Source organism: Bradyrhizobium sp. B025 (assembly GCF_042257955.1).
In the GTDB taxonomy this organism is placed as follows: domain Bacteria; phylum Pseudomonadota; class Alphaproteobacteria; order Rhizobiales; family Xanthobacteraceae; genus Bradyrhizobium; species Bradyrhizobium diazoefficiens.
On sequence record NZ_CP170150.1, the window covers coordinates 3152911 to 3175993 of the forward strand.

Sequence of the window (23083 nt, forward strand, 5' to 3'; positions counted from 1 at the left end):
GCGATAGACTTGGCAGACCTCAAAGGAACACTGAGGCGGCCGTGCTGACGAGACTCATCGATCTCCTGGGGGAAGACCGCCTGTCATGGCTCGGCGGCCTTCTGGTCGGCGGCGTCTTTGGATTCTTCGCCCAGCGCAGCCGCTTCTGCCTGCGCGCCGCCGCCGTCGAGTTCTCCCGCGGCGAGGGCGGCCCGCGCCTTGCGGTCTGGCTCCTGACCTTTGCCGCGGCGCTGGTGGGCACGCAGGCCTTTGTCGCGCTCGGTCTGCTCGACGTCTCCGAGGCGCGCCAGCTCGCGCAGCAGGGCAGCATCTCCGGTGCGCTCGTGGGCGGCATGATGTTCGGCTGCGGCATGATTCTGGCCCGCGGCTGTGCCAGCCGGCTGCTCGTGCTCTCGGCAAATGGCAATCTCAGGGCGCTGCTGTCGGGCCTGGTGTTTGCGGTGACGGCGCAGGCTTCTTATCGCGGCCTGCTGTCGCCTGCGCGCGAGTGGGTGACCAATCTGTGGCTTGTCGACGGCGGGCCGTCGCGCGACATCATGGCGGCGTTCGGCGGCGGTACGCCCGAGAAGCTCGCTTTCGGTGGACTATGGCTGATCGCGGGGCTCACCTTCGCCTTTCGCAGCCACTTGCCGCGCCGGCTGATCTTCGCCGCGCTGGCGACGGGCGTAGCCGTCGTCGCCGGCTGGCTCTTCACCTACCAGCTGTCGCAGGCCTCCTTCGCACCGGTGACGCTGAAAAGCCTCACCTTCAGCGGACCGTCGGCCGAATTGCTGATGCTGGTCTTGAACAGCTCGCAGATCCGGCTCGGCTTCGACCTCGGCATCATTCCCGGCGTGTTTCTCGGCTCGTTCGTCGCTGCGGCAAGCGCGCATGAGCTGAAGCTCGAGGGGTTTTTCGACGGGCTCGGCATGCGGCGCTATCTGCTCGGCGCGGTGCTGATGGGTTTCGGCGCGATGCTCGCCGGCGGCTGCGCGGTCGGCGCGGGCGTGACCGGCGCCTCGATATTCGCGCTCACCGCCTGGCTCGTGCTCGGCGGCATGTGGCTCGGGGCTGGGCTCACCGACCTCTTCGTCGACCGTGCCGGTACGCCACAACCGCAGCAGGCCGCTGGCTCGCCCGCAGCGGGCGCGTGATCAGATATTTTATGGTTTGCTAAATTACATTTTTTGAATATGATTTTCGCAAATGCGGGCCGATTGCGCCGCAACAATGCGGGCGCGCCGCCCTCGGGGAAACGCACATGACCACCATCACGGAAAGCTACGTTCGCGAAGCGCCGCGCACTGCGCGCATCGACTGGTCGCCCTATCTCGTCGGCGCCGGGATCGGGCTGTTGAGCTGGATCGCCTTCGCAGTGTTCGGCGATCCGCTCGGCGTCACCACCGCCTATTCGCGCGTCGCCTCGCTGTTCGCCGTCCCGGTGATCGGGCCGGAGGCTGTGGCGCAGAATTCCTACTGGAAGAGCATGCCGCTGAAGTGGGACTACGGCGTCTGGTTCCTCGTCGGCATCCCGCTCGGCGCATTCCTCTCCGCAGTGATGTCGGGCACGTGGCGGCTCGAGCTCGTGCCGGAAGTCTGGAAGGAGCGGTTCGGACCATCGATCGCAAAGCGCTTTGTCGGCGCGTTCCTCGGCGGCATCGTGATCATGTACGGCGCACGGCTTGCCGGCGGCTGTACCAGCGGACACGGCATTTCCGGCGGTTTGCAGCTCGCGGTGTCGAGCTGGCTATTCCTGGCGGTGATGTTCGCCACAGGACTCGGTATCTCCGCGCTCATGTTCCGCAAACGGTGAAGGGAATCAAGATGACCGCGATGATGACAATCCTTGGCCCCGTGCTAATGGGCGCTGCCTTCGGCTTCCTGCTGCAGCGTGGCAAGGTGACGAACTGTAATGTGATCGAGAACCAGTTTCGCCTGCGCGATTTTACTGTGCTGAAGGTGATGGGCACGGCGATCGTCGTCGGCGGCATCGGCGTGCTGCTGCTCGTCGATACCGGCAACACGAAGTACTACGTGAAGGATGCCAACATGCTGGCGATCGCGCTCGGCGCCGCTTTGTTCGGTATCGGCATGGTGGTCTATGGCTATTGCCCGGGAACGGCGCTCGGCGCCATCGCCACCGGCAGCATCCATGCCTTGGTCGGCGCGCTCGGCATGGTTGCCGGTGCTATCCTTTACGCGCTGAGTTCCGATTGGCTGAAAGCGCACGTGCTCAACGTCTGGGCGCTCGGCAAAGTCCGCCTTCCGGACGTGACGAACATCCCGGACATCATTTGGTTCGCCGCTCTTGCAGTCGGCGCCGGACTGTTCTTCTGGTGGATCGAATCTGTGGAAGCTGAGCAGAAGCGGATGTAGCAGATCACAGGTCACCGTTTTGGTGTCTTGCAGAAGAGCCTGTGCAGCGTTGAAAACAGCTCTTCGATCCTCCGGTCTGCGACACGGTACCACATCGTCTGACCATCGCGCCGACAGGCGACGATGCGCTGTGTCTTCAGCTTTGCAAGGTGCTGCGATAGGGCCGAAGCGGAAAGGCCGACATCCTCGGCAAGCGCGCTCGCGCTGATTTCGCCATATTCGACGAGCTTGCAGACGATGAGCAGACGATGCTCATTGGCAAGCATGCGCATCAGGGCGGCCACCCCCTTTGCCTGCCTTTCGAGTTCGTTCGTATTCATTCGGCGCATGACGGTGTTTCGTTAGCACTTGCGTGCCAGCCGTTAAATATGAGAGCGAAATCCGGGTTTGGCCGGTTAATGAATGGCCCGCGATTGAATCGGCGCAGCATAAGCATGCGAATTATACTCACATCGCTGAATGAGTATAACCGAAGCCCATCGTTCTCAAGGATCTCCGACATACGCCATACGAGTGACGTGTGCACTCCCGCTCCCGGTCCAATCACATGAAGGACTGATCTGAGTTAAAATACCTCAATAAAATGAATACGTTAGACCGAAAATTTGCCGCAGCGCGCATGATGGACTGGAGCGATGGTGTTTTTCAACTGGTTAGAGGGCGGCATGTGCACGACGTGTGCACCTGGAGATCAAGAAAAACCTGACGACAGCCAATGCGGGCAGGTCTTCTACACAAGAGCTTGGCTCACATCGGCTCGATGCCGATCTTCTTGATGACCCCGATCCATTTCGTCGTTTCCGAGGTCATGAAATTCTTCAGGCCCTGGGGATCCATCACCAGCGGCTCGGCGCCCTGTTCGACGAAGAGAGCGCGCACCTTCGGATCGTTTACGGCTTCGACCATCGCTTTGTAGAGCTTGTCGACGACGGCCCTATCGGTGTTCGCCGGCGCAAGAAGCGCAAGCCAGGCGGCGCTCTCGTAATTCTTCAGGCCGGCTTCGGCCGCAGTCGGGACATCAGGCACCGCCGTCATGCGCTTGTCACTGGCCACCGCGAGCGGGCGCGCATCGCCGCTTTTGATCAGGCCGAGGACGTTCGGCAGGAGCTGGAATCCGAGCGGGACCTGCCCTGCGATGAAGTCCGGCGTGTAAGCTGCGATGTTGCGGTAGGGAACGTGCGTGAGCTCGGTGCCTGTGAGCTGCTCGAAATAGGCGGCCGCCAGATGCTGCGAGGAGCCGACCCCGACCGTCCCGTAGTTCAGCTCGCGAGGATGTCCTTTCGCGTAGTCGATCAGCTCGCGCAGCGATTTCGGCGGCAGCTTCGAATTGATCACGATGACATTCGGCAGCGTCGCGAACAGGCCGATCGGGGCGAGGTCCTTCAGCGGATCGTAGGGGAGGTCCTTGTAGAGCGCCTTGTTCGCAGCCAGCGGGCCGGAGGTGCTCATCAGCAAGGTGTAGCCATCAGGTGCGGCATGCGCCGCGGCAGCGGTGCCGATATTTCCGCCAGCGCCGGGACGATTGTCGACCGCGAAGGCCTGTCCAAGTGACGTGGACATGCGGTTGAGCAGGATACGGGTGATCACGTCGCTGGCGCTGCCGCCGGCGAAGGGCACGAGCACCTGGATCGGTCGGGCGGGATAGTCTTGGGCGTTCGCAGCCTGCATCCCCGCGGCTGCGAGCAGGGCACCACCGCCGAGTGCGAGCAGCGACCTCCGGTGAGGATGAAATCCCTCGCTCTGCCGCTGAGAAATGTCCGTGATCTTGCTGCGACCGAACTTTGTCATCTCGGACTGAATCTCCCGACTGTGTCTTGTTCTGCGAGGCCAGGGAGCGTCCGTGACAAGAGCCGTCGGGGATAAGCGCCAGGTCGCGATTATTGCGCCTGGACCGTAGTTAGCGGCTTGATGCGACTGCCATGCCGGCTGGTCTCAAAACTTACCAACCCGTCTCATTTTGCGGCGGGCGCGACATCTTGTCCGAGCCGAAATCCTGCATCTAAGAGATCGTTTTCCGCCGCGGCTTTCTGCGCCTTTTTCGGGAGGACGAGCTTGTGCCACCGGAGGTAGGCTCCACGAACTCCTTTGCCACGGCGGCGGCCTGCGCGAGGTCGCGGCTGATGACGTCGAGCACGGCCTTCGCCGCGACCGACACCGTTCGCCGCGGGTGATGCACCCAGGCAATCGAGCGCACGATCCGTTGCTCGTTGAAGCGATGCGCCCGGATGGCTCCGCTCGCGAGCGATTGCCGGAGTGCGATGGTCGGCAGCACGGTTGCGAAATCCGTGGTGGCGATCACATCGCAGAGCGCAGGCAGGGTGTCGAGTTCGAGACGCGGCCTCAGGTCGATGCCGACGGCGGCGGCGTGCTCGTCCAGGATTAACCGCAGGCCGTGCCGTTTCGAGGGCAGCACGAGGTCGACATTGGCGATGTGGTCGAAACGCAGTTTTGCCGGCGGCTTGATCGGGCCGTCCTTGCGGCAGGCGAACACCATCTCCTCGTCCATGACGTGATGCGCGGCCAGCGGAGTCCTGCGGCGCGGCACGTTGATCAACGCGAAATCGAGCTGGCCGGTGTTGACCCAGTCGACCAGCGTCTCGGTGTAGCCCTCGCAGACCGACAGCGTGATCTCGGGATAGCGGCTGGCGACGGTCGCCGACGACCTCGCCATCGTGCTTTGCGCCACCGACGTGATGAGGCCGACCGAGACGCGGCCCGAGATGCGCCCGCCGAGCTGTGCCATCTCCTGCCGGGCATATTCGGCATCGCGCACGATCGGCGCCGTCAGCCGCACCAGCGCTTCGCCGGCGCTGGTCAGCGTCATGCCCTGGACGCTGCGGTCGAACAGTTTTTGCCCGAGCTCGGCCTCGAGCTTGGCGATCTGCATGCTCAGCGCCGGCTGCACGATATTGAGCTGGCGCGCGGCCCGGGTGACGTTCTTTTCCTCGGCCAGGCACAGGAAATATTGCATCTGCCTGAGTTCCACGGGGCTATCCTTCGGTCGCTGATCCTGCTCGCGAGCCATCATCTCAGATGATCGAATATATAATCAATCATTATTTGTGATGATGGTTGTGATTGCCTAGTCTTGCTGATCGAGGGGCGCGTGCCCCAGGGAGCGAGACCAAAGATATGCAGGACGTCAGCCCCAAGCGGATGATCATCGGCATTTCCGGCGCTTCGGGCGTCACCTATGGTGTGCGCCTGCTCCAGCTCCTGCGCAATGCCGGCGTCGAGACGCATCTGGTGATGTCGAAGACCGCCGAGCAGACGTTTGCCTATGAGACCGACCTGAAGATCGCGGAGGTGAGGGCGCTCGCCAATATCAACCATGCGATCGACGACATGGCCTCCGCCATCTCCAGCGGCTCGTTCCGCACCGCGGGCATGATCGTGGCGCCGTGCTCGATGCGCTCGATGTCCGAGATCGCGTCGGGTGTGACCACGACACTGCTGACACGGGCTGCCGACGTCGTGCTCAAGGAGCGCCGGCGCCTGGTGCTGATGGTGCGCGAGACGCCGCTGCACACCGGGCATCTCCGGACGATGACGGCACTCTCGGAGATGGGCGCGATCATCGCGCCGCCCGTGCCGGCCTTCTACGCCAAGCCCGAAAGCCTCGACGACATGGTCGAGCACACGGTCGGCCGCGTGCTCGACCTCTACGACATCGATATTGGCGTCGTGCGCCGCTGGGGCGAGGACGAGGCGCTCAAGCGCCGCTCGCCGTCGCTGCGCAAGATCGCGCCCTGACCTGAGACCTTAAGGAAAGACCCGTATGCGAATGGAAGATGTTGCGAGGAAGGGTTCGCCCGCCGATCTGCGCGCCTGGCTCGCTTATCTCGCCGAGCGCGGCAAGCTCGCGATCGCGCACGAGGGCGTTGCGCTAGCGGACGAGCTCGCCGCCATCGCCAAGCGGCTGGAGCGCGACAGCGCCGTGCTGTTTCCGCGCCCCGACGGGCACGCGATCCCGGTCGTCGCCAACCTCTTTGCCGGCCGCGACTGGGTCGCAGAGTCCATCGGCGTCACCGAGGACCAGCTGCTGCCGCGGTTCCTCGCTGCCGCGAGCCATCCGCTGCCGACACATGAAGTGGCGAGCGGGCCCGTGCAGGAGGTCGTGCATGAGGATATCGATCTGCTGCGCCAGCTTCCGGTCCCCAAGCACAATGAGCGCGACAGCGGCCCCTACATCACCGCGGGCCTCTTGATCGCCCGCAATCCCAAGACCGGCGTGCAGAACGTCTCGATCCACCGCTGCCAGATATCTGGCAAGAACCGCATCGGCGTGCTGCTGCTGCCGCGGCATACATTCTCCTATTACCGCCTCGCGGAAGAGTTGGGCCAGGCGCTGGAGATCGCGATCGTCATCGGCGCGCATCCAGCCTTGCTGCTTGCATCCCAAGCCATCGCTGCGCTCGACGAGGACGAAATGGCGATTGCCGGTGCTCTGCTGGGCGAGCCGGTGGACGTCGTCAAATGCCGCACCAATTCGGTCCGCGTGCCCGCGCATGCGGAGATCGTGATCGAGGGACGGATCTTGCAGGGCGTGCGCGAGCCGGAAGGCCCGTTCGGCGAATTCCCCCAATATTACGGTCCGCGCGCCAATCGCGAGGTGATCGAGGTCGATGCGATCACACATCGCAAGGCGCCGATCTTCCACACCATCGTCGGCGGCGGTTTCGAGCATCTCATCCTTGGCGGCGTGCCGCGTGAAGCGACGCTGCTGCAGCATCTGCGCCGCAGCTTTCCTGGCGTGATCGACGTCCGCCTGACTCGCGGCGGCACCTGCCGCTATCATCTCGCGATCAAGATCGACAAGGCCAATGACGGCGAGCCCAAGAACGTCATGATGTGTGCCTTCGGCGCGCATTACGACATCAAGCAGGTCATCGTGGTGGACAAGGACGTCGACATCTCCTCGTCCGAGGAGATCGAATGGGCGGTGGCGACGCGCTTCCAGGCCGATCGCGATCTCATGGTCGTTTCGGGCGTGCTCGGCTCGAAGCTCGATCCGACCACCGACAATGGCATCAGCGCGAAGATGGGCCTGGACGCGACCGCGCCGGTCAGCGCCCCCGAGCTCGCCTTCAAGCGCATTCGCGTCAAGGGCGAGGAGGAGGTTGATCTCGCCACGGCCTTGCAGGCCGATCCCAGCGCCGCGGTCGCGCGGTTGCTTGCGGGGGCGCGCGCATGAGCCGATTACCGCGAGAAGGCAACTTGCGTCCGTTTGCGCGGTTGGAATATGTAGCTGACGCCGCTTATAGTGCCGCGCCAGCTAGCCAATCGTTTTGCAGCGCAACGCTGGGAGGAAGGAACTGATGTCGACGGCCCTGCGCATCGCTCACGGCGCTTTCGGCAGGGTCGCTCTGCTCGACATGGATCGTTCGCTGGTCCGTCACGCCCATCATCATTGCCACGTCCTGCTCAAGGTCGAGGGCGCCGACACCCAATTTCTGGTTGGCGATCAGGTCACGCCGCTCACGGACATGGCCGCCGTGCTGGTCGACGGCTGGAAGCCGCACGCCTATGTGCACGACGCCAGCCGTCCGCGCACGCTCATCATGGCGCTCTATATCGAGCCCGAATGGCTGAAGGAGTTCCGATCCGGATGGGCCGCGAGCGGCGCGCCGGGCTTTTTCGAACGCCCCTCGGGCGAGGTGTCGCCGCGCATCCGCCAGCTCACGCTGCATCTCGCAGCCGAAATGATGGCGAATCCGGACGCGGTGCGGACCCACGAGCAGACGCTGTCGGATCTCATGATCGCGGTGATCGAACGCTTCACGCCCTGGCGCAGCTTCCCGACCTCGATCCGCGGCATGAGGGCGGTGAGCTGCGACTGGCGCATCCGCCGCGCGATGGACGCGATGCGTGTGCAGGATTCCTATGGCAGCGTCGATCAGTTCGTAAAGGGCGCAGGGCTCTCGCGCGCGCAGTTCTTCCGCCTGTTCGAGACCTCGCTCGGCGTCTCGCCAAAAATCTATCTCAACGTCGTCCGCATGGAGCGCGCGCTCGATGCCGTTATGCGCGAGGACTCGCCGCTCGGCGAGCTCAGCGAGCGCTTCGGCTTTCCGGAGCCGGCGCATTTCACGCGCTTCTTCCGCGACCATGCCGGCGTCAGCCCGCGCGAGTTTCGCAACGTCTCGCGTCTTGCGGGCTGAGTCTAGCGGCTGATATTGCGCTGCACGCGCTCGAATGAGACGATTTGGTAAGTCGTGAGAGCGGGCGGTATGGCCCGCGCAGCCCCTGTCCTGACAAGTGTCACCGTCGCGTCAGAGAACGCGTCGGGAGGTATGCCGGGACATGTTGCAGGCGGTCAAATCCGCAAATCCGGGAAGTAGCGATGAGCCGTGGGTCGGGCGCTCGATCGAGCGCGTCGAGGACGCCGCGCTGCTCTCTGGCCGCGGTCGCTTCATCGACGATCTCGGTGTCCAGCCCGGCACGCTGCACGCGACCATCCTGCGCTCGCCGCACGCACATGCCGACATTCTCTCCATCGATGCTGAAGCTGCAAAACGCATGCCGGGCGTTGCCGCGGTTCTGACCGGCAGCGACGTCAAGGCCGTCACGACAAGCCTGGTCGTCGGCGTGAAGGCGCCGGTCGAATGCTGGCCGATCGCGACGGACCGTGTGCGCTATGTCGGAGAGCCGGTCGCTGTGGTCGTGGCCACCGACCGCGCCCGAGCCGAGGATGCGGCCGAGCTGATCAACGTCGAATATCGCCCGCGCGGCGCCGTCGTCGATCCGCTTGGTGCAATCGCACCGGGGGCGCCGGTGCTGCATGACGGCTTTCCCGGCAATCTCGCCAGCGACCGCTCATTTCGCTACGGCGATCCTGAAGAAGCCTTCGCGGATGCGCCGCATCGCTTCTCCATCGACATCCGATATCCCCGCAACTCCTGCACGCCGATCGAGACCTATGGCGTCGTCGCCTCGCACGATGCGGGCGAGGACGCGTTCGAGGTGCTCGCCAATTTCCAGGGCCCGTTCAGCATCCACACGGTGATCGCGCGTGCGCTGAAAGTGCCGGGCAATCGCTTACGGCTGCGCACGCCGCCGGATTCCGGTGGCAGTTTTGGCGTCAAGCAGGGCGTGTTTCCCTATATCGTGCTGATCGCCGCGGCGGCGCGCGTCACGGGGCGGCCGGTCAAATGGATCGAGGACCGGCTCGAGCATCTTACCGCTTCGGTGTCGGCGACCAATCGCGCGACGACGCTGTCGGCGGCGGTTGGCGTCGATGGAAAGATCCTCGCGCTCGACTGGGACCAGGTCGAGGATTGCGGCGCTCATCTGCGCGCGCCCGAGCCGGCGACGCTTTATCGCATGCACGGCAATCTGACCGGCGCCTACGACATAAGCCACGTCAAGGTCCGCAACCGCGTCGTCGTCACCAACAAGACGCCGACCGGCCTCAACCGCGGTTTTGGTGGTCCGCAGGTCTATTTCGCGCTCGAACGGCTGGTGCAGCGCATCGCGATTGGCCTCGGGCTCGATCCGCTCGACGTCATCAAGCGCAATCTGATCGAGGCGAACGCGTTTCCCTATCGAACAGCGATGGGCGCGCTCCTGGATTCCGGCAACTACCACGAAGCGATCGCGCGCGCGGTCGAGCAGGGCCGGCTTGCCGAACTGAAAGCACGGCGCGACGAGGCGCGGGCAGAGGGGCGTCTCTACGGCATCGGCTTCACCGCGGTAGTCGAGCCCAGCGTTTCCAACATGGGCTACATCACCACCGTGCTGACGGCGGCCGAGCGCCGCAAGGCCGGACCGAAGAACGGCGCGCAGGCGACCGCGACCGTCGGGCTCGATCCGGTCGGCAGCGTCACGGTGCATGTGGCGTCCGTGCCGCAGGGGCAAGGCCATCGTACTGTGGTGTCGCAGGTCGTTGCCGATGTGTTTGGCCTCCAGCCCAGGGATATCCGCGTCAACACCGAGATCGACACCGCCAAGGATGCCTGGTCGATCGCATCGGGCAACTATGCGAGCCGCTTCGCGGCGGCGGTGGCCGGCACCGCGAAGATCGCGGCCGAGCGCGTCGCCGGCAAGCTCGCGCGCATCGCCGCCAGCCAGTTGAACGTCGAGGCGCCGGACATCGTGTTCGCGCGGGGATTCGTCGCATCAAAACACAATCCCGAGAACCGGATCGCGTTCTCGCGCGTCGCCGCGCTCAGCCACTGGTCGCCGGGTTCGCTACGCGACGACGCAGGCCAGACCATCCGCGAGACTGTGTTCTGGACGCCGCCGGAGCTGACGCCGCCGGACGATGAGGACCGCATCAATTCCTCGCTTTGCCACGGTTTCATCTTCGACTTCTGCGGCGTCGAGATCGACCGCACGACGCTGGAGACGCGCATCGACCGCTACGTCACCATGCACGATTGCGGCACCATTTTGCATCCTGGCATGGTCAACGGCCAGATCCGCGGCGGCTTCACTCAGGCGCTCGGCGCCGCACTCTTTGAGGAATATGCCTACACCGAGGACGGCAGCTTCCTGACGGGAACGCTCGCCGACTATCTGCTGCCGACCACGACCGAGGTGCCGGAGCCCGAAATCATCCACATGGAGACGCCGTCGCCGTTCACCCCGCTCGGCGCCAAGGGCGTCGGCGAAGGCAATTGCATGTCGACGCCGGTGTGCCTTGCCAATGCGGTCGCGGATGCGCTGGGCGTTGCCGACATCACCTTGCCGCTGGTGCCGGCGCGCCTTGCGGAGATGGTGCGCGGTGCCGAGCCGCCGCCGCCAGCAGGCGGTGCGACCGCAGCGCCCGTGCGCGAAGGCGACCGGCGGCTGCGCGGCGAGGGGCAGGCCTCGGTCAAGAGCGCGCCGGAGCAGGTCTGGGCCATGCTGCTCGATCCCGCGACGCTGCAATCGGTCATTCCCGGTTGCCAGAGCGTCGACAAGGTCACCGAGACGCATTTTCGCGCCGACGTGACGCTCGGCATCGGCCCCGTCACCGGCCGCTATCGTGCCGATGTGGAATTGTTCGATCTCGATCCGCCGCATGCAGTGACCTTGCGCGGCGGTGCCAGCGGCGCGCTGGGTTTTGGCAGCGCCGATGGACGCATCACGCTCGCGCCCGACGGCAACGGCGGAACGAAGCTCACCTACAGCTATGACGCTGCCATCGGCGGCAAGGTCGCCAGCATCGGCGGGCGGCTGCTCGATGGCGCGACGCGCGTCATCATCGGCCAGTTCTTCACCGCGCTGGCCCGCAAGGCCGGCGGTGGTGGCGCGGAGGGCGGAGGTTTCTCGCTGTTCGCGTTGCTGGCCGGCCTGTTCGGGGGGCGCCGATGAAGCCGCCCGCATTCGACTATCTCCGCGCCGAGAGCATCAGTGATGTCCTTGATGGACTGGCACAGCAGGGCGGCGATGCCCGCGTGCTCGCGGGCGGGCAGTCACTGATGGCGATGCTCAACATGCGCCTTGCCAAGCCAAAACTGTTGATCGACATCATGCGTCTCAGGGAGCTGCGCCAGATCGAGCGGAAGGGCGACGCCGTCGTCATCGGCGCCGGTGTACGCCAGGCCGATCTCCTGGCCTGGCCAGATCTTGCCGAGACCCTGCCGCTGGTGGCGCTGGCGCTGCCCTGGGTCGGGCACATGCAGACCCGCAGCCGTGGCACCATCTGCGGTTCGCTCGCGCATGCCGATCCCAGCGCCGAGATTCCGCTGACGCTGGTCGCGCTTGGCGGTGAGGTGTTCTTGCGCAACGCTAAACGACGCCGCCGCGTGGCGGCAAAGGACTTCTTCTCCGGCATGATGCTGACCGCGCGCGCTGATGATGAGCTGATCGAAAGCATATCGCTGCCTGTCATCAAGGGATCGCGCGTCGCTTTCCGCGAGGTCGCGCGCCGGCACGGTGATTTCGCGATCGTCGCCTGCGCAGCCATGAAGACGCCAACGGGTGTGCGCCTCGCTGTCGGGGGCGTCGCGGATGTGCCGACCGCGCGCGATTGGCCGCGGCTCGATGGGACCGCGCTCGACGACGCCCTCAACGCCTTCGCTTACGAGCTTGGCGCCCACGACGACGTCCACGCGACCGCGCGCTACCGCCGCGACCTCGTGCGCATGATAGGCCGCGACCTGATCGGCGAGGTGCTGCAATGACCCGTCTCAAGGCGGACCGCCGCCATGCCGTCCGTTTCGCGCTCAACGGCAATCCCGTCGAGGGCGAGGCCGAGCCGCGGATGCTGCTCTCGGATTTTCTGCGTCACCAGCTGGGGGCGACCGGCACCCATGTCGGCTGCGAGCACGGTGTCTGCGGCGCCTGCACAATCGTCGTCGACGGCATGCTGACGCGGTCGTGCCTGACGCTCGCGGCGCAAGTCGATGGCTGCGAACTGAAGACGGTCGAAGGGCTCGCGCCGTCGGCCGATCGGCTTGGCGTGCTGCAGCAGGCCTTCCGCCGCAACCACGCGCTCCAGTGCGGCTTCTGCACCGCCGGCATCTTGATGTCGCTGGACCATTATCTCGCGAATAACCCGGCGCCGACCGAGGCGGAGATCCGGGATCTTCTCAGCGGGCATATCTGCCGCTGCACCGGCTACACCCCAATCATCCAGGCGGCGCTCGAAGCCGCCGCCGAACTCGCTTCATCCAAAAATGAGACGTCCGATGCTTGATCTCGCCAGCAGCTTCATGGCCAGCGCCGCGCGCGATCCCAATGCGATTGCCTTGGTCGACGGCGACCTTCGTCTGACCTATCGGCAATGGTACGACAAGATTTCCGCGCTGGTGGCGTCGTTCGACCGCCTCGGCCTCAAGCCCGGCGATCACGTCGTCACGCTGCTGCAGAACCGCTGGGAGGCGGCGACGCTGCACTGGGCCTGCCAGATCGCGGGCCTCGTGATCACGCCGATCAACTGGCGCGCCAAGGCCGACGAGCTCGATTATTGCATCGAGAACGCCGAGGCCTGCGCGGTCTTCCATCAGGACATCTCTGCCGAGCCCGTGCAGGGTTCGGCGCTGGCAGGCAGGCTGCTGCGCGTGTCCGTCGATCCCGGGACCGGTGAGGCCACCAGCTTTTCTGACCTGATCAAGGACCGCGCGCCCGACGCGGAGCCGCGTGTCGGTGCCGATGCCTGGTCGATCATGCTCTACACCTCGGGCACGACGTCTCGGCCAAAGGGCGTGCCGCGCCGGCACCGCGCCGAGCGAGCCGCAGCGATCGCCCATGTCGCGCAGAATCTCTACGGCCGCGGGGAGCGCACGCTCGGCGTCATGCCGCTCTACCACACCATGGGCGTCCGCTCGCTGCTGGCGATGTCGCTGATCGGCGGCACGTTCATCTGCCTGCCGCGCTATGACAGCCGCCAGGCGCTGGCGCTGATCGAGAAGGAGGAGATCACCAACCTCTATCTGGTGCCGACGCTCTATCACGACCTCGTCCATCACGAGACGTTTGCCGGGACCAACGTCTCCAGCGTGCGCAAGCTCGGTTTCGCCGGCGCCTCGATGACCGATGGCCTGCTGAAGAAGCTGAACGAGGCGTTCAAGCCAAACCTGTTCGTCAATCATTACGGCAGCTCGGAGATCTACACCTTTACCATCGATCAGAACGCCGCGGCAAAGCCGGGCTCGGCCGGCAAGGCGGGGCTGAACCAGCACGTCAAGGTTGTTCGCATCGGCGCGCGGTCGGTCGCCGAGCTTGCTGCGGTTGGCGAGGAGGGCGAGATCATAGCGACGCTCGCCGGTGACGAGGCTTTCGAAGGTTACTGGCGGCGTCCCGAAGCCGACGCCAAGTCGCTGCGCGAGGGCTGGTACTTTACCGGCGACACCGGCTACGTCGATCCCGACGGCGACCTGTTCGTCACCGGCCGCGTCGACGACATGATCATCACCGGCGGCGAGAACGTCTCGCCGGTCGAGATCGAGAGCTGCCTGTCGCTGCATCCTGATGTCGATGAGGTCGCCGTGGTCGGTGTCGCCGACGAAAAATGGGGCAAAATCGTCGCCGCCTTCGTCAAGCGCAATCGCAACGTTTCCGAGAGCGAGCTGGAGCAGTTCTGCCGCACCTCGGGGCTCGCCAACTTCAAGCGGCCGCGCCGCTACGTCTTCGTCGACGCGATCCCGAAGTCGCCGGTCGGCAAGCTGCTGCGGCGCCTGCTCGTCGCCGGAGAATACGAGACCGAGCGCCGCCCGCCATCGGACGCCGCTTGATCATCACGCATCAACAGAAGGAAGCGAAGATGCCGTCATCCTATACTTTTGCCGATCCCCGGCTTGCCAAGCTCGACGGGTTCAAGGTCGAGATCGACGAAGCGCACGAGCGCGCGGACATCATCCTGGGACGTCCGCCCTACAACGTCGTGGCGATGCCGCAGCGCGACCAGCTTCGGCTGACCTTCGAGACTCTGGACGAGGATCCGCGCGTGCGCATCATCGTGCTGCGCGGAGAGGGCGAGCATTTCTCAAGCGGCGGCAATATCGGAGGCTTCATGGAAGCGAGCCCCGAGCACGTCTCCAAGCTCGCCTGGAACATCGCCGCGCCGGCGCGTTGCGCCAAGCCTGTTATCGTCGCCAATCGCGGCTACTGCTTCGGCGTAGGCTTCGAGTTGTCGCTGGCCTGCGACTTCCGCATCGCATCCGAGACCACGCAATATGCGCTCCCGGAGCAGAAGCTCGGCCAGATCCCGGGCTCGGGCGGCTCGGCCCGCCTGCAGAAGATGGTCGGCATCACCCGCACCAAGGACATCGTGATGCGCTCCAAACGCATCTCGGCCAAGCAGGCCTATGAATGGGGCATCGCCACCGAATGCGTGCCGGATGCCGAGCTGGAGAAGGCGACCGACACGCTCGTCGACGAGCTTCGTACCTTCTCGCCGCTGGCGCAGCGCACCGCCAAGAAGCTCCTCAACGACACCGAGGACTCGACGCTCGCCATCGCCATCGAGCTCGAAGGCCATTGCTACAGCCGCCTGCGCCAGTCGGAAGACTTCAAGGAGGGCGTCGAGGCCTTCAACGCCAAGCGCCCGCCGAGATTCGTCGGCCGCTGAGACGCGACGCAAGCGCAATGCCGCGGTTCGCAATGGCGCGGACCGCGGCGCCGTTCAAACGGGGGAGGTAAAACAACATGGCTGAGATGGATATGCCGGTCGCCGGTGCACAGGCATCGGCTGACAACAAGCAGATGGTCAATGCGATCATCGCATCGGTGCTCGGATGGGCGCTCGATCTGTTCGATTTGTTCATTCTGCTCTACGTGGCGCCGGTCGTCGGCGCGCTGTTCTTTCCGTCGAGCAATGCCGCGCTCTCGCTGGCCGCGGTCTATGGCTCGTTCGCGGTCACGCTTTTGATGCGGCCGCTCGGCTCGGCGGTGTTCGGCCATTATGCCGACGTGCACGGCCGCAAGCAGGCGATGCTGATCGCCATTGTGGGCGTCGGCCTCAGCACGGCGGCGTTCGGCCTGCTGCCGACCATCGCGCAGGTCGGCGTGATCGCGCCGATCATGTTCCTGATCCTGAGGCTGGTCCAGGGCATCTTCGTCGGCGGCGTCGTGGCGTCCACCCATACCATCGGCACCGAGTCCGTGCCGCCGCAATGGCGCGGCGCGATGTCGGGCCTGGTCGGCGGCGGCGGCGCGGGCATCGGTGCGCTGCTCGCATCCTTCATCTTCCTGATCACGTCCTCGGTCTTCCCCGGCGATGCCTTCGCGGTCTGGGGCTGGCGTTTCATGTTCTTCTCGGGCCTGCTGAGCTCGCTGCTGGGCTGGTTCATCTTCCGGAACCTCGAGGAATCCCCGTACTTCAAGGAGCTGAAGCGCCAGCAGGGCAACAAGCAGGCGAAGGTCTCGAAGGCGCCGGTGAAGGACGTGTTCTCCGGCCAGTATCGCGGCGTGCTGCTGGTCAATTTGCTCATCACCTTCGGCGGTGGAGCCGGCTATTACCTGACCTCGGGCTACCTGCCGAGCTTCCTGAAGGTCATCAACGCGGTCCCGAACCAGACTTCGTCGCTGATCCTGATGGGCGCGAGCGTGTCGGCGTTCTTCTCTGCGGTGCTGGTCGGCGCGCTGAGCGACCGCATCGGCCGCAAGAAGACGTTCCTTCTGATCGGCGCACTGGCGGCAGTGCTGCTGCCACTGTGCTATCTCAATCTCGCTGCGACAAAGGACACGACGCAGATCACGGTCTACGCGCTGGCAATCGCCTTCATCGGCAATGCCGGCTATGCGCCGGTGCTGATCTTCCTGAACGAGCGCTTTCCGACTGCGCTGCGCGCGAGCGGCACGGGCTTGTCCTGGAACATTGGCTTTGCGCTGGGCGGCATGATGCCGACCTTCGTCTCGCTGGTGAGCGGCAGCCCCGCAGAGATTCCGATCTCGTTGGCCTATTTCGCGGTCGGCGTGTTCGTGATTTATCTGATCGGCGCGATCGTGATCCCGGAGACCAAGGGCAATTTCCGCTAGGCCAAATCGGCGCGGCTGCACCCGCGGCCGCGCCGATCCATCGAATTGCGCAACGAGACGGGTATGGATGGACTGCATCAGACGACCTGATCGTCGGCGGCGGGGCGGCGGGCCGCGTGCTCGCTAACCGGCTTTCCGCCGATGGGCACCGCCGCGTTCTCCTGATCGAAGCCGGAATGGACATGCCGCCGGGAGCAAGCCGGTCGCCCGTGTCTATGAGCAGGGCCGGTGATGGGCGGCGGCTCCAGTATCAATGCGCAGTCGGCCAATCGTGGCTTGCCGCGCGACTATGACGAATGGCGCGATCTCGGAGCGCGAGGCTGGGGCTGGGCGGACGTGCTGCCGTACTTTCTCAAGCTCGAGACCGATCTGGATTTCGACGGCCCGTTGCACGGCCGAAGCGGCCCGATCCCGGTCCGCCGCATCGCGCACGAGGCGATGCCGCCGTTTGGCCGCGCCGTCGGCGAGGCGTTGTCGGCGACGGGCCTGCCGTTCCGAGAGGACCAGAACGGCTAATTCGAAGACGGTATCTTCCCGCCGGTCGAATGCCGGACGAAGGAACGCCGAGCGTCCGCTCGGACCAATATCGCGGCGCCAAGCTCTATTGTAATATTTGATATATCATGTATCAACGCTGAGGCGGTGGCGTGAAATCGTGTAAGGGCATCATGAAACCAGTTTTTGGGGTGGTGGCGGACGATCTAACCGGCGGTATGGAGACCGCCGCCATGCTCATCGCTGCCGGTATCGACTGCGCGTTTGTCACCGACCCCGAACTTGTTGCGACGATCGGCGACATCCCCGCCATCGTGGTTGCGCAAAAAACGCGCGTCATCCCGGCTGACGAAGCTGTTGCCAGGAGCGGGAAGGCGGCGCGGGCTTTGCTCGCGCGTGGCGCGCGTCAGATCTTCTTCAAGTATTGTGCGACATTCGATTCCACCGACCGCGGCAATATCGGTCCCGTGGCGGACATGCTGATGCAGCTCACGGGCGCGGACCACACTGCGTTTTGCCCCGCCTCTCCCTCGCTTCGTCGCACCGTCTACAACGGCCATCTCTTTCTCGGGACCGAGCTGATCTCGGACTCGCCGAAGCGCAACGATCCGCTGACGCCGATGACGGATCCCGATCTCGTTCGCGTGTTGCAGAGGCAGACGCCAACCAGGGTCGGCCTTCTTGCCCATCCTTCGGTCAGTGCCGGCCCTGCACATTTGGAGCAGGCTATCGCGTCCGCGACCGGGCAGGGTGTTCGCTACTTCATTACGGATGCGATCTATGATCGCGATCTCGATGTGCTCGCCGAGCTGACTTCCGACTGGAAGTTGATGACGGGCAACGCAACTATCGTTCAGCACTACCCTGCGATCTGGAAGGCGCAGGGGCTCGTCGCCCCAACGAGCAACCGGGCGCGCTTGCCCGCAGTGGATGGCAGCGGGGTGGTTCTTGCCGGCAGTTGCGCGGAACGCACGCTCGAGCAACTCGCCGAATTCGAACGACACCGCCCAGTGCTTCGGATGAATCTCCTGGCGGCCGACGATGTCGGGTCAGCAGTCGGGGTGGCGCTCGACTGGGCGCGACCGCGGCTGAAGGACGGGCCTATCGCCATCTCAACCTCGGAGTCTCCCGAAGTCGTCAAAATGGTCCAGGAGCGATATGGGCGCGAAGGTGCTGCGCAACTTGCCGAGACCATCCTCGGCCGTCTCGCTGTTTCTCTTCGTGGTGCCGGAGTCCGCCGCTTCGTCGTCGCCGGCGGCGAGACCTCGGGTTCGATCGTTGATCACCTTGGCATTCGAAGCCTGCGGGTTGGCCCCTATGGCGGCCCGGGCATCGGCACGGCCACGACCGACGACGCGGATCCGATCGCCCTTTGCCTCAAGTCCGGCAAGCTCGGGCCGGTCGACCTGTTCATGACGACGCTGAAATCGATGCTGAATCCGGAGGATGCCAATTGAACGAGCTCGAAACCAGGCAATCGCTGCTAAACATCGTCGAGACGCTTGAAAAGAAGGGGTTCAATCACGGCAGCAGCGGCAATGTAAGCTGCCGCCTCGGGGAGGACATTCTCATCACGCCGAGTGGTGGCAACAGCGGCAACACGACGCCCGATCGCCTGGTGCGGCTGAAGCACGACGGAACCGTGCTCGGCGGCGGCCTGCCGTCCAGCGAATGGCATATGCACCTCGCCATCCTCAAGGCCTATCCGCACGTGAATGCGGTCGTACATACACATGCCGACTGCTGTGTCGCGCTGGCATGTCTTGCGAAGCCAATTCCGGCGTTCCACTACATGGTCGCCGGTTTTGGCGGGAACGACGTGCCGTGCGTTCCCTACGCGACATTTGGAACACGAGCGCTCGCCGAAGGCGCGGTCGCCGCGCTTCGGAAGCGCAAGGCCTGCCTGCTGGCCAACCACGGGATGATCGCCGCGGGCGCAAGCCTGCAGGCGGCTTTCGATCTCACCGTAAAGCTTGAGACTCTTGCCAGGCAGTATCTGCTCGCCTGTCAGGCCGGCGCGCCGACGATCCTTCCCGATGATGAAATGGCGCGGGTGCTCGAACGCTATGCGAGCTACGGCCGAGTTGCTTTACCAGCCTGATCGAAGGAGGGCCCATGGAGATCACCGGCAAGACCAAGATCATGTTCGTGCTGGCGCACCCGGTCGACCATGTTCGCGCAAGCGCTGTCTTGAACACCTATTTTCAGTCCATCGACGACGACGTGGCGGTATCGCCGCTTCATGTGCTGCCGGCCGATCTGGGGGCAGTTCTCGCGAGCGTCAGGCTGATGCGCAATGTCGTCGGCTTTGGTGTCACGATCCCGCACAAGACAGGCGTGATCGAACATCTGGATGAGACGACGCCGACGGCGGCGCTCATCGGCGCCGTCAATTTCGTCAAGCGAACGGCTGACGGACGCCTCATCGGCGACAATCTGGACGCGCGGGGTTTTGTCGCCAGCCTTGCGCAGCATCAGATTGCGGTTCGTGGCCGGAAAGTGCTCCAGGTCGGAGCAGGCGGTGCGGGGCGCGCAACCGCATTCGGCCTGGCCGAGGCCGGCGCACGCGAGCTGACCATCATGAATCGGGATGGAGCGAAGGCGCATGCGCTCGCCGAGGCGGTGTCACGGCGCTATCCGGAGACGAAGGTCAATGCCGGGCGCGCTGAGGCACGCGCGTTCGACCTCATCGTCAATACGACGTCGCTCGGCATGAAGACGGATGACCCTCTGCCGCTCGATATCGAGGGAGTGGGTCCCGCGACCGCCGTCAGCGACATCATCGTCACCCCCGAGGTGACCCGGCTTCTGGAACAGGCCGCAGCTCAGGGCGCGAGAACCATCGGCGGCAAGCCGATGCTCGACGCGCAAATGGCCCTTGTCGCGCGCTTTATTGCGCGATAGCCTGATATATCAAATATTATATCGAGAGCGGCCGCCGTGGATCGAGGTCCCCGGCATCAGTGTAAGGGGCATTTGCCTCCCGCGTCGTACCAGGCGGTCAGATGGGAAACGAGATCTTCGTGAAGGCTGCATCGACCACACCGGCAACAGCGGGCGCATCCATCCGCATCAGCCGTCTGGAAAAACGCTTCGGCCCGGTTTTTGCCGTCGACGGCGTGGATCTCGATATTGCCGCCGGCGAATTCATCGCTTTGCTTGGACCTTCCGGCTCCGGCAAGACCACCATCCTGATGAGCGTTGCGGGGTTCGAGTTTCCGACAAGCGGCACCATCCAGGTGGATTCCGAAGACCTCACCTATGTGCCCTCGAACAGGCGCAACCTGGGAATGGTATTTCAGAACTACACGCTGTTCCCGCACATGACGATCTTGGACAACGTCGCCTTTCCTCTGAAGATGCGTGGACTGCCGAAGGCCGAGCGTCATGCGCGCGCCGAAGCTGCGCTCGAAACGGTGCGTCTGGGCGGTTACGGCAACCGTCGTCCCAACGAGCTCTCCGGCGGCCAGCAGCAACGCGTGGCGCTCGCGCGAGCCGTCGTCTATCAGCCGCGCGTCCTGTTGATGGACGAGCCACTCAGCGCACTCGACAAGAATCTGCGTGAGGACATGCAGCTCGAGATCAAGCGCCTGCATGCCGAGCTCGGCATTACCGTCATCTTCGTCACTCACGATCAGAGTGAGGCCCTGACCATGGCCGACCGGATCGCCGTCCTGAAGGATGGTAAGATCAAGCAGATCGGGCCGGCACGCGAACTCTACGAGAGGCCCGCAAATCTCTTCACCGCCGGCTTCATCGGCGAGATGAATTTCGTTGACGTCACGGTCGAAAGCGTCGGCGACGTTGTCTCGGTGGGGCTGCCATGGGGTGAGACGTGGCAACTGCCGGCGACCGCAGCGGTCGATGCAGTGAAGGCCGGCGAAGCCGCGGTGATGGCCGTGAGGCCCGAGCGGCTACGGCTCGGCGCGAGTGCGGCAGGGCAAATCGTCAACGTCACGCTGAGCGACATCGTCTATGCGGGGTCAGCCATGCTCCTGATCGGCCGCCTGCCGGATGGTACCGAGATGCGTGCGCGCATTCCGGGCGAATCGCAGCTCAGCTCCCTGGCTCCCGGAGACGTTGCGTCCTTCACCGTGCCTGCGGCGGCGATCCTGCTCTACCGAGGGAAGCGGTGATGACGAAGGAGGTGCGATCGCAGTTCTGGTACTCCGATGGCCGCAGGCTGAGCGGCCTGTCGACGCTGCTGCTGCTGCTACCGTTCTTCGCCGTCATCGCCTTCGTCTTCATTTATCCGATTGCGCAGCTCCTCCTGATCAGCTTCTTGGAGCCGCATCCGACCTTGGACAACTACGCCCGCGTCGTCGACAACCCGGTTCACGCGCGCGTCCTGATGCGCACGCTCTGGACTGCTGCGCTCGTGACAGCCCTGTCCGCGGTTCTCGGCTTCCCGGTGGCCTACTATATGAGCCGGACGAAGGGGGCGCCCGCCGCCCTTGTCGCGGTCTGCGTGATCCTGCCGCTCTGGTCGAGCGTACTGGTGCGCACCGCCGCCTGGTCTTTCCTGTTCCAGCGCAATGGGCTGATCAACTCGGCGTTGATGGCCCTCGGCCTGACCTCGCAGCCGTTCAAGCTGCTCTACACCCAGAGCGCGGTGGTCATCGCCATGACTCACGTGTTGCTGCCGTTCATGATCCTACCGATCTACGGCGCCTTGCGCAGCATTCCGAACGACTATACGCGGGCGGCCGCCGTGCTTGGCGCGACGCGCCTGCGGACCTTTCTCGAAGTCATTCTTCCATTGAGCCTGCCGGGCGTCGTTTCCGGATCGCTGCTGGTGTTTCTCACGGCGCTTGGTTTCTTCATCACGCCAGCGCTTCTCGGCTCACCGCAGGAGATGATGATCTCGACCCTCGTGTCAAAGCAGATCCGCGAGGTCCTTGACTGGCCCTTCGCCGCCGCATTGGTGGGGGTGCTGACGTTCTTCGTGACCTTGCTCGCGATCGTGTTCAGCAAGACGTTGCGTTTCGACCGGCTGATGGGGAGCGCCTCGTGAAACCGCCGACCGACCGAGGTTCCCTCGTGCTGGGCGCCTATGTTTATGCTGTGCTGGCATTCATCATTGTGCCGCTCGTCATCGTCATTCCAATGTCGTTCAGCCAGAACGACTACCTGGCATTCCCGCCGACCGGTTTCACCTTGAAATGGTACGCCGAGTATTTCGACAGCAGGCAGTGGCGTGCGGCCACCTGGCTCAGCGTGCAAGTGGCGCTTCTGACGGCAGCCTGTGCTTCGCTGATCGGAACCGCAGCCACCTATGCCATGGTCCGTGGTCGCAGCCGGCTCGTGACCCTGTTCCAGATCCTCCTGATAGGGCCGATCATCGTGCCGCATATCGCGCTCGCCGTCGGTCTCTACCTGTTTTTCCAGACGATCGGTCTCTCGGGAACCGTTCCCGGCTTTGTGCTTGCACATACGGTTCTGACCCTGCCGTTCGTCGTGTTCACGATGGCGGCGGCCCTGGGCAGCGTCGACGCCAATCTCGAAGCGGCGGCGATGAGCTGCGGTGCGACGCGCTTTCAGGCCTTTCGCTTCGTGACGCTGCCGCTGGTCCTGCCGAGTCTTGCGAGCGGCGCGCTGTTTGCCTTCATCATCTCCTTCGACGAACCCGTCGTGTCGTTCTTCCTGTCCGGCATACGCCAGAAGACGCTGCCGCGTCGTATGTTCGAGGACATCGAGCAGAATCTGACACCCATAATTCCTGCGATCGCGACGCTGCTGATCGTCCTGTCCATCGCGATCTTGCTGGGAGGCCATGCACTCCGGTCCCGCAGCAAGACTCAGTCAAGCGCCGGATGAGAGCTCAAAGAGG

At 64.4% G+C, this 23083-nt stretch carries 22 protein-coding genes; 19 read left to right on the forward strand and 3 right to left on the reverse strand.

Annotated elements, in window-relative coordinates; translation table 11 throughout:
* Positions 1-41: 41 nt before the first annotated feature.
* From ACE10W_RS14490 to ACE10W_RS14500, 3 genes are all read left to right on the forward strand, one after another.
* Positions 42-1133, forward strand: coding sequence for a YeeE/YedE family protein (locus tag ACE10W_RS14490; protein WP_304552329.1), 1092 nt, complete (start codon positions 42-44; stop codon positions 1131-1133).
* A 107-nt stretch (positions 1134-1240) separates the two neighbouring features.
* Entirely contained in the window at positions 1241-1792 is a 552-nt protein-coding gene (locus ACE10W_RS14495) for a YeeE/YedE thiosulfate transporter family protein (protein WP_011086306.1), read from the forward strand.
* Positions 1793-1803: 11 nt separating this feature from the next.
* Positions 1804-2355, forward strand: a complete 552-nt coding sequence (locus ACE10W_RS14500; protein ID WP_304552331.1) for a YeeE/YedE thiosulfate transporter family protein — start codon at positions 1804-1806, stop codon at positions 2353-2355.
* 11 nt (positions 2356-2366) lie between these two features.
* Here ACE10W_RS14500 and ACE10W_RS14505 read toward each other — a convergent pair whose 3' ends face one another.
* The 3 genes from ACE10W_RS14505 to ACE10W_RS14515 form a co-directional block, all read right to left on the reverse strand.
* On the reverse strand, positions 2367-2684 hold the full coding sequence (locus ACE10W_RS14505; protein WP_011086308.1) for a helix-turn-helix transcriptional regulator: 318 nt from the start codon (positions 2682-2684) through the stop codon (positions 2367-2369).
* A gap of 418 nt (positions 2685-3102) precedes the next feature.
* Complete coding sequence (locus ACE10W_RS14510) at positions 3103-4143, reverse strand: Bug family tripartite tricarboxylate transporter substrate binding protein (RefSeq protein ID WP_375762603.1); 1041 nt, start codon at positions 4141-4143, stop codon at positions 3103-3105.
* Positions 4144-4354: 211 nt separating this feature from the next.
* Positions 4355-5326 carry a LysR family transcriptional regulator gene (locus tag ACE10W_RS14515; RefSeq protein ID WP_060913030.1) on the reverse strand — a complete coding sequence of 324 codons (972 nt, stop codon included), beginning with the start codon at positions 5324-5326 and terminating at the stop codon, positions 4355-4357.
* 161 nt (positions 5327-5487) lie between these two features.
* Between ACE10W_RS14515 and ACE10W_RS14520 the strand changes: the two genes are divergently transcribed.
* The 16 genes from ACE10W_RS14520 to ACE10W_RS14595 all read left to right on the forward strand — a co-directional run bounded on the left by ACE10W_RS14520 (position 5488) and on the right by ACE10W_RS14595 (position 23070).
* A complete protein-coding gene (locus ACE10W_RS14520; RefSeq protein WP_304552335.1) occupies positions 5488-6108 on the forward strand; it encodes a UbiX family flavin prenyltransferase in 621 nt (206 codons plus the stop codon).
* Positions 6109-6133: 25 nt separating this feature from the next.
* Positions 6134-7549: a UbiD family decarboxylase gene (locus ACE10W_RS14525; RefSeq protein WP_304552337.1), complete on the forward strand. Its 1416-nt coding sequence runs from the start codon at positions 6134-6136 to the stop codon at positions 7547-7549.
* 124 nt (positions 7550-7673) lie between these two features.
* Positions 7674-8513 carry an AraC family transcriptional regulator gene (locus ACE10W_RS14530; RefSeq protein WP_304552338.1) on the forward strand — a complete coding sequence of 280 codons (840 nt, stop codon included), beginning with the start codon at positions 7674-7676 and terminating at the stop codon, positions 8511-8513.
* 142 nt (positions 8514-8655) lie between these two features.
* On the forward strand, positions 8656-11649 hold the full coding sequence (locus ACE10W_RS14535) for a molybdopterin cofactor-binding domain-containing protein (RefSeq protein ID WP_304552339.1): 2994 nt from the start codon (positions 8656-8658) through the stop codon (positions 11647-11649).
* Positions 11646-12461: a xanthine dehydrogenase family protein subunit M gene (locus ACE10W_RS14540; RefSeq protein WP_011086316.1), complete on the forward strand. Its 816-nt coding sequence runs from the start codon at positions 11646-11648 to the stop codon at positions 12459-12461. The genes ACE10W_RS14535 and ACE10W_RS14540 overlap by 4 nt, the downstream gene beginning before the upstream one ends.
* Entirely contained in the window at positions 12458-12976 is a 519-nt protein-coding gene (locus tag ACE10W_RS14545; RefSeq protein WP_011086317.1) for a (2Fe-2S)-binding protein, read from the forward strand. The genes ACE10W_RS14540 and ACE10W_RS14545 overlap by 4 nt, the downstream gene beginning before the upstream one ends.
* Positions 12969-14513, forward strand: coding sequence for an AMP-binding protein (locus ACE10W_RS14550; RefSeq protein ID WP_038965939.1), 1545 nt, complete (start codon positions 12969-12971; stop codon positions 14511-14513). The genes ACE10W_RS14545 and ACE10W_RS14550 overlap by 8 nt, the downstream gene beginning before the upstream one ends.
* A gap of 29 nt (positions 14514-14542) precedes the next feature.
* Complete coding sequence (locus ACE10W_RS14555; RefSeq protein WP_011086319.1) at positions 14543-15349, forward strand: enoyl-CoA hydratase/isomerase family protein; 807 nt, start codon at positions 14543-14545, stop codon at positions 15347-15349.
* 77 nt (positions 15350-15426) lie between these two features.
* Complete coding sequence (locus tag ACE10W_RS14560) at positions 15427-16758, forward strand: MFS transporter (protein WP_304552345.1); 1332 nt, start codon at positions 15427-15429, stop codon at positions 16756-16758.
* Positions 16759-16989: 231 nt separating this feature from the next.
* On the forward strand, positions 16990-17274 hold the full coding sequence (locus tag ACE10W_RS14565) for a GMC family oxidoreductase N-terminal domain-containing protein (protein WP_028171913.1): 285 nt from the start codon (positions 16990-16992) through the stop codon (positions 17272-17274).
* A gap of 152 nt (positions 17275-17426) precedes the next feature.
* Positions 17427-18710 (forward strand): 3-oxo-tetronate kinase, encoded by a 1284-nt coding sequence (gene otnK, locus ACE10W_RS14570; RefSeq protein ID WP_304552347.1) that lies wholly within the window; start codon positions 17427-17429, stop codon positions 18708-18710.
* Positions 18707-19354, forward strand: coding sequence for a class II aldolase/adducin family protein (locus ACE10W_RS14575; protein WP_011086324.1), 648 nt, complete (start codon positions 18707-18709; stop codon positions 19352-19354). The genes otnK and ACE10W_RS14575 overlap by 4 nt, the downstream gene beginning before the upstream one ends.
* Before the next feature lie 14 nt (positions 19355-19368).
* Positions 19369-20157, forward strand: a complete 789-nt coding sequence (locus ACE10W_RS14580) for a shikimate dehydrogenase (RefSeq protein ID WP_011086325.1) — start codon at positions 19369-19371, stop codon at positions 20155-20157.
* Positions 20158-20258: 101 nt separating this feature from the next.
* Entirely contained in the window at positions 20259-21389 is a 1131-nt protein-coding gene (locus ACE10W_RS14585; RefSeq protein WP_011086326.1) for an ABC transporter ATP-binding protein, read from the forward strand.
* Positions 21389-22267, forward strand: a complete 879-nt coding sequence (locus ACE10W_RS14590; protein ID WP_038965937.1) for an ABC transporter permease — start codon at positions 21389-21391, stop codon at positions 22265-22267. The genes ACE10W_RS14585 and ACE10W_RS14590 overlap by 1 nt, the downstream gene beginning before the upstream one ends.
* Entirely contained in the window at positions 22264-23070 is an 807-nt protein-coding gene (locus tag ACE10W_RS14595) for an ABC transporter permease (protein ID WP_011086328.1), read from the forward strand. Before ACE10W_RS14590 ends, ACE10W_RS14595 begins: the two co-directional genes overlap by 4 nt.
* Positions 23071-23083 lie beyond the last annotated feature (13 nt).

What these genes read in the sequence shown, in the direction of transcription:
- ACE10W_RS14495 (WP_011086306.1), top strand. Translation starts at nt 1,241, where the DNA reads ATGACCACCATCACGGAAAGCTACGTTCGCGAAGCGCCGCGCACTGCG.
- ACE10W_RS14565 (WP_028171913.1), top strand. Translation starts at nt 16,990, where the DNA reads ATGGGCGGCGGCTCCAGTATCAATGCGCAGTCGGCCAATCGTGGCTTG.
- ACE10W_RS14505 (WP_011086308.1), bottom strand. Translation starts at nt 2,684, where the DNA reads ATGCGCCGAATGAATACGAACGAACTCGAAAGGCAGGCAAAGGGGGTG.
- ACE10W_RS14555 (WP_011086319.1), top strand. Translation starts at nt 14,543, where the DNA reads ATGCCGTCATCCTATACTTTTGCCGATCCCCGGCTTGCCAAGCTCGAC.
- ACE10W_RS14535 (WP_304552339.1), top strand. Translation starts at nt 8,656, where the DNA reads ATGTTGCAGGCGGTCAAATCCGCAAATCCGGGAAGTAGCGATGAGCCG.
- ACE10W_RS14550 (WP_038965939.1), top strand. Translation starts at nt 12,969, where the DNA reads ATGCTTGATCTCGCCAGCAGCTTCATGGCCAGCGCCGCGCGCGATCCC.
- ACE10W_RS14520 (WP_304552335.1), top strand. Translation starts at nt 5,488, where the DNA reads ATGCAGGACGTCAGCCCCAAGCGGATGATCATCGGCATTTCCGGCGCT.
- otnK (WP_304552347.1), top strand. Translation starts at nt 17,427, where the DNA reads ATGAAACCAGTTTTTGGGGTGGTGGCGGACGATCTAACCGGCGGTATG.
- ACE10W_RS14525 (WP_304552337.1), top strand. Translation starts at nt 6,134, where the DNA reads ATGCGAATGGAAGATGTTGCGAGGAAGGGTTCGCCCGCCGATCTGCGC.
- ACE10W_RS14515 (WP_060913030.1), bottom strand. Translation starts at nt 5,326, where the DNA reads ATGCAATATTTCCTGTGCCTGGCCGAGGAAAAGAACGTCACCCGGGCC.
- ACE10W_RS14500 (WP_304552331.1), top strand. Translation starts at nt 1,804, where the DNA reads ATGACCGCGATGATGACAATCCTTGGCCCCGTGCTAATGGGCGCTGCC.
- ACE10W_RS14510 (WP_375762603.1), bottom strand. Translation starts at nt 4,143, where the DNA reads ATGACAAAGTTCGGTCGCAGCAAGATCACGGACATTTCTCAGCGGCAG.
- ACE10W_RS14580 (WP_011086325.1), top strand. Translation starts at nt 19,369, where the DNA reads ATGGAGATCACCGGCAAGACCAAGATCATGTTCGTGCTGGCGCACCCG.
- ACE10W_RS14540 (WP_011086316.1), top strand. Translation starts at nt 11,646, where the DNA reads ATGAAGCCGCCCGCATTCGACTATCTCCGCGCCGAGAGCATCAGTGAT.
- ACE10W_RS14560 (WP_304552345.1), top strand. Translation starts at nt 15,427, where the DNA reads ATGGCTGAGATGGATATGCCGGTCGCCGGTGCACAGGCATCGGCTGAC.
- ACE10W_RS14545 (WP_011086317.1), top strand. Translation starts at nt 12,458, where the DNA reads ATGACCCGTCTCAAGGCGGACCGCCGCCATGCCGTCCGTTTCGCGCTC.
- ACE10W_RS14590 (WP_038965937.1), top strand. Translation starts at nt 21,389, where the DNA reads ATGACGAAGGAGGTGCGATCGCAGTTCTGGTACTCCGATGGCCGCAGG.
- ACE10W_RS14530 (WP_304552338.1), top strand. Translation starts at nt 7,674, where the DNA reads ATGTCGACGGCCCTGCGCATCGCTCACGGCGCTTTCGGCAGGGTCGCT.
- ACE10W_RS14585 (WP_011086326.1), top strand. Translation starts at nt 20,259, where the DNA reads ATGGGAAACGAGATCTTCGTGAAGGCTGCATCGACCACACCGGCAACA.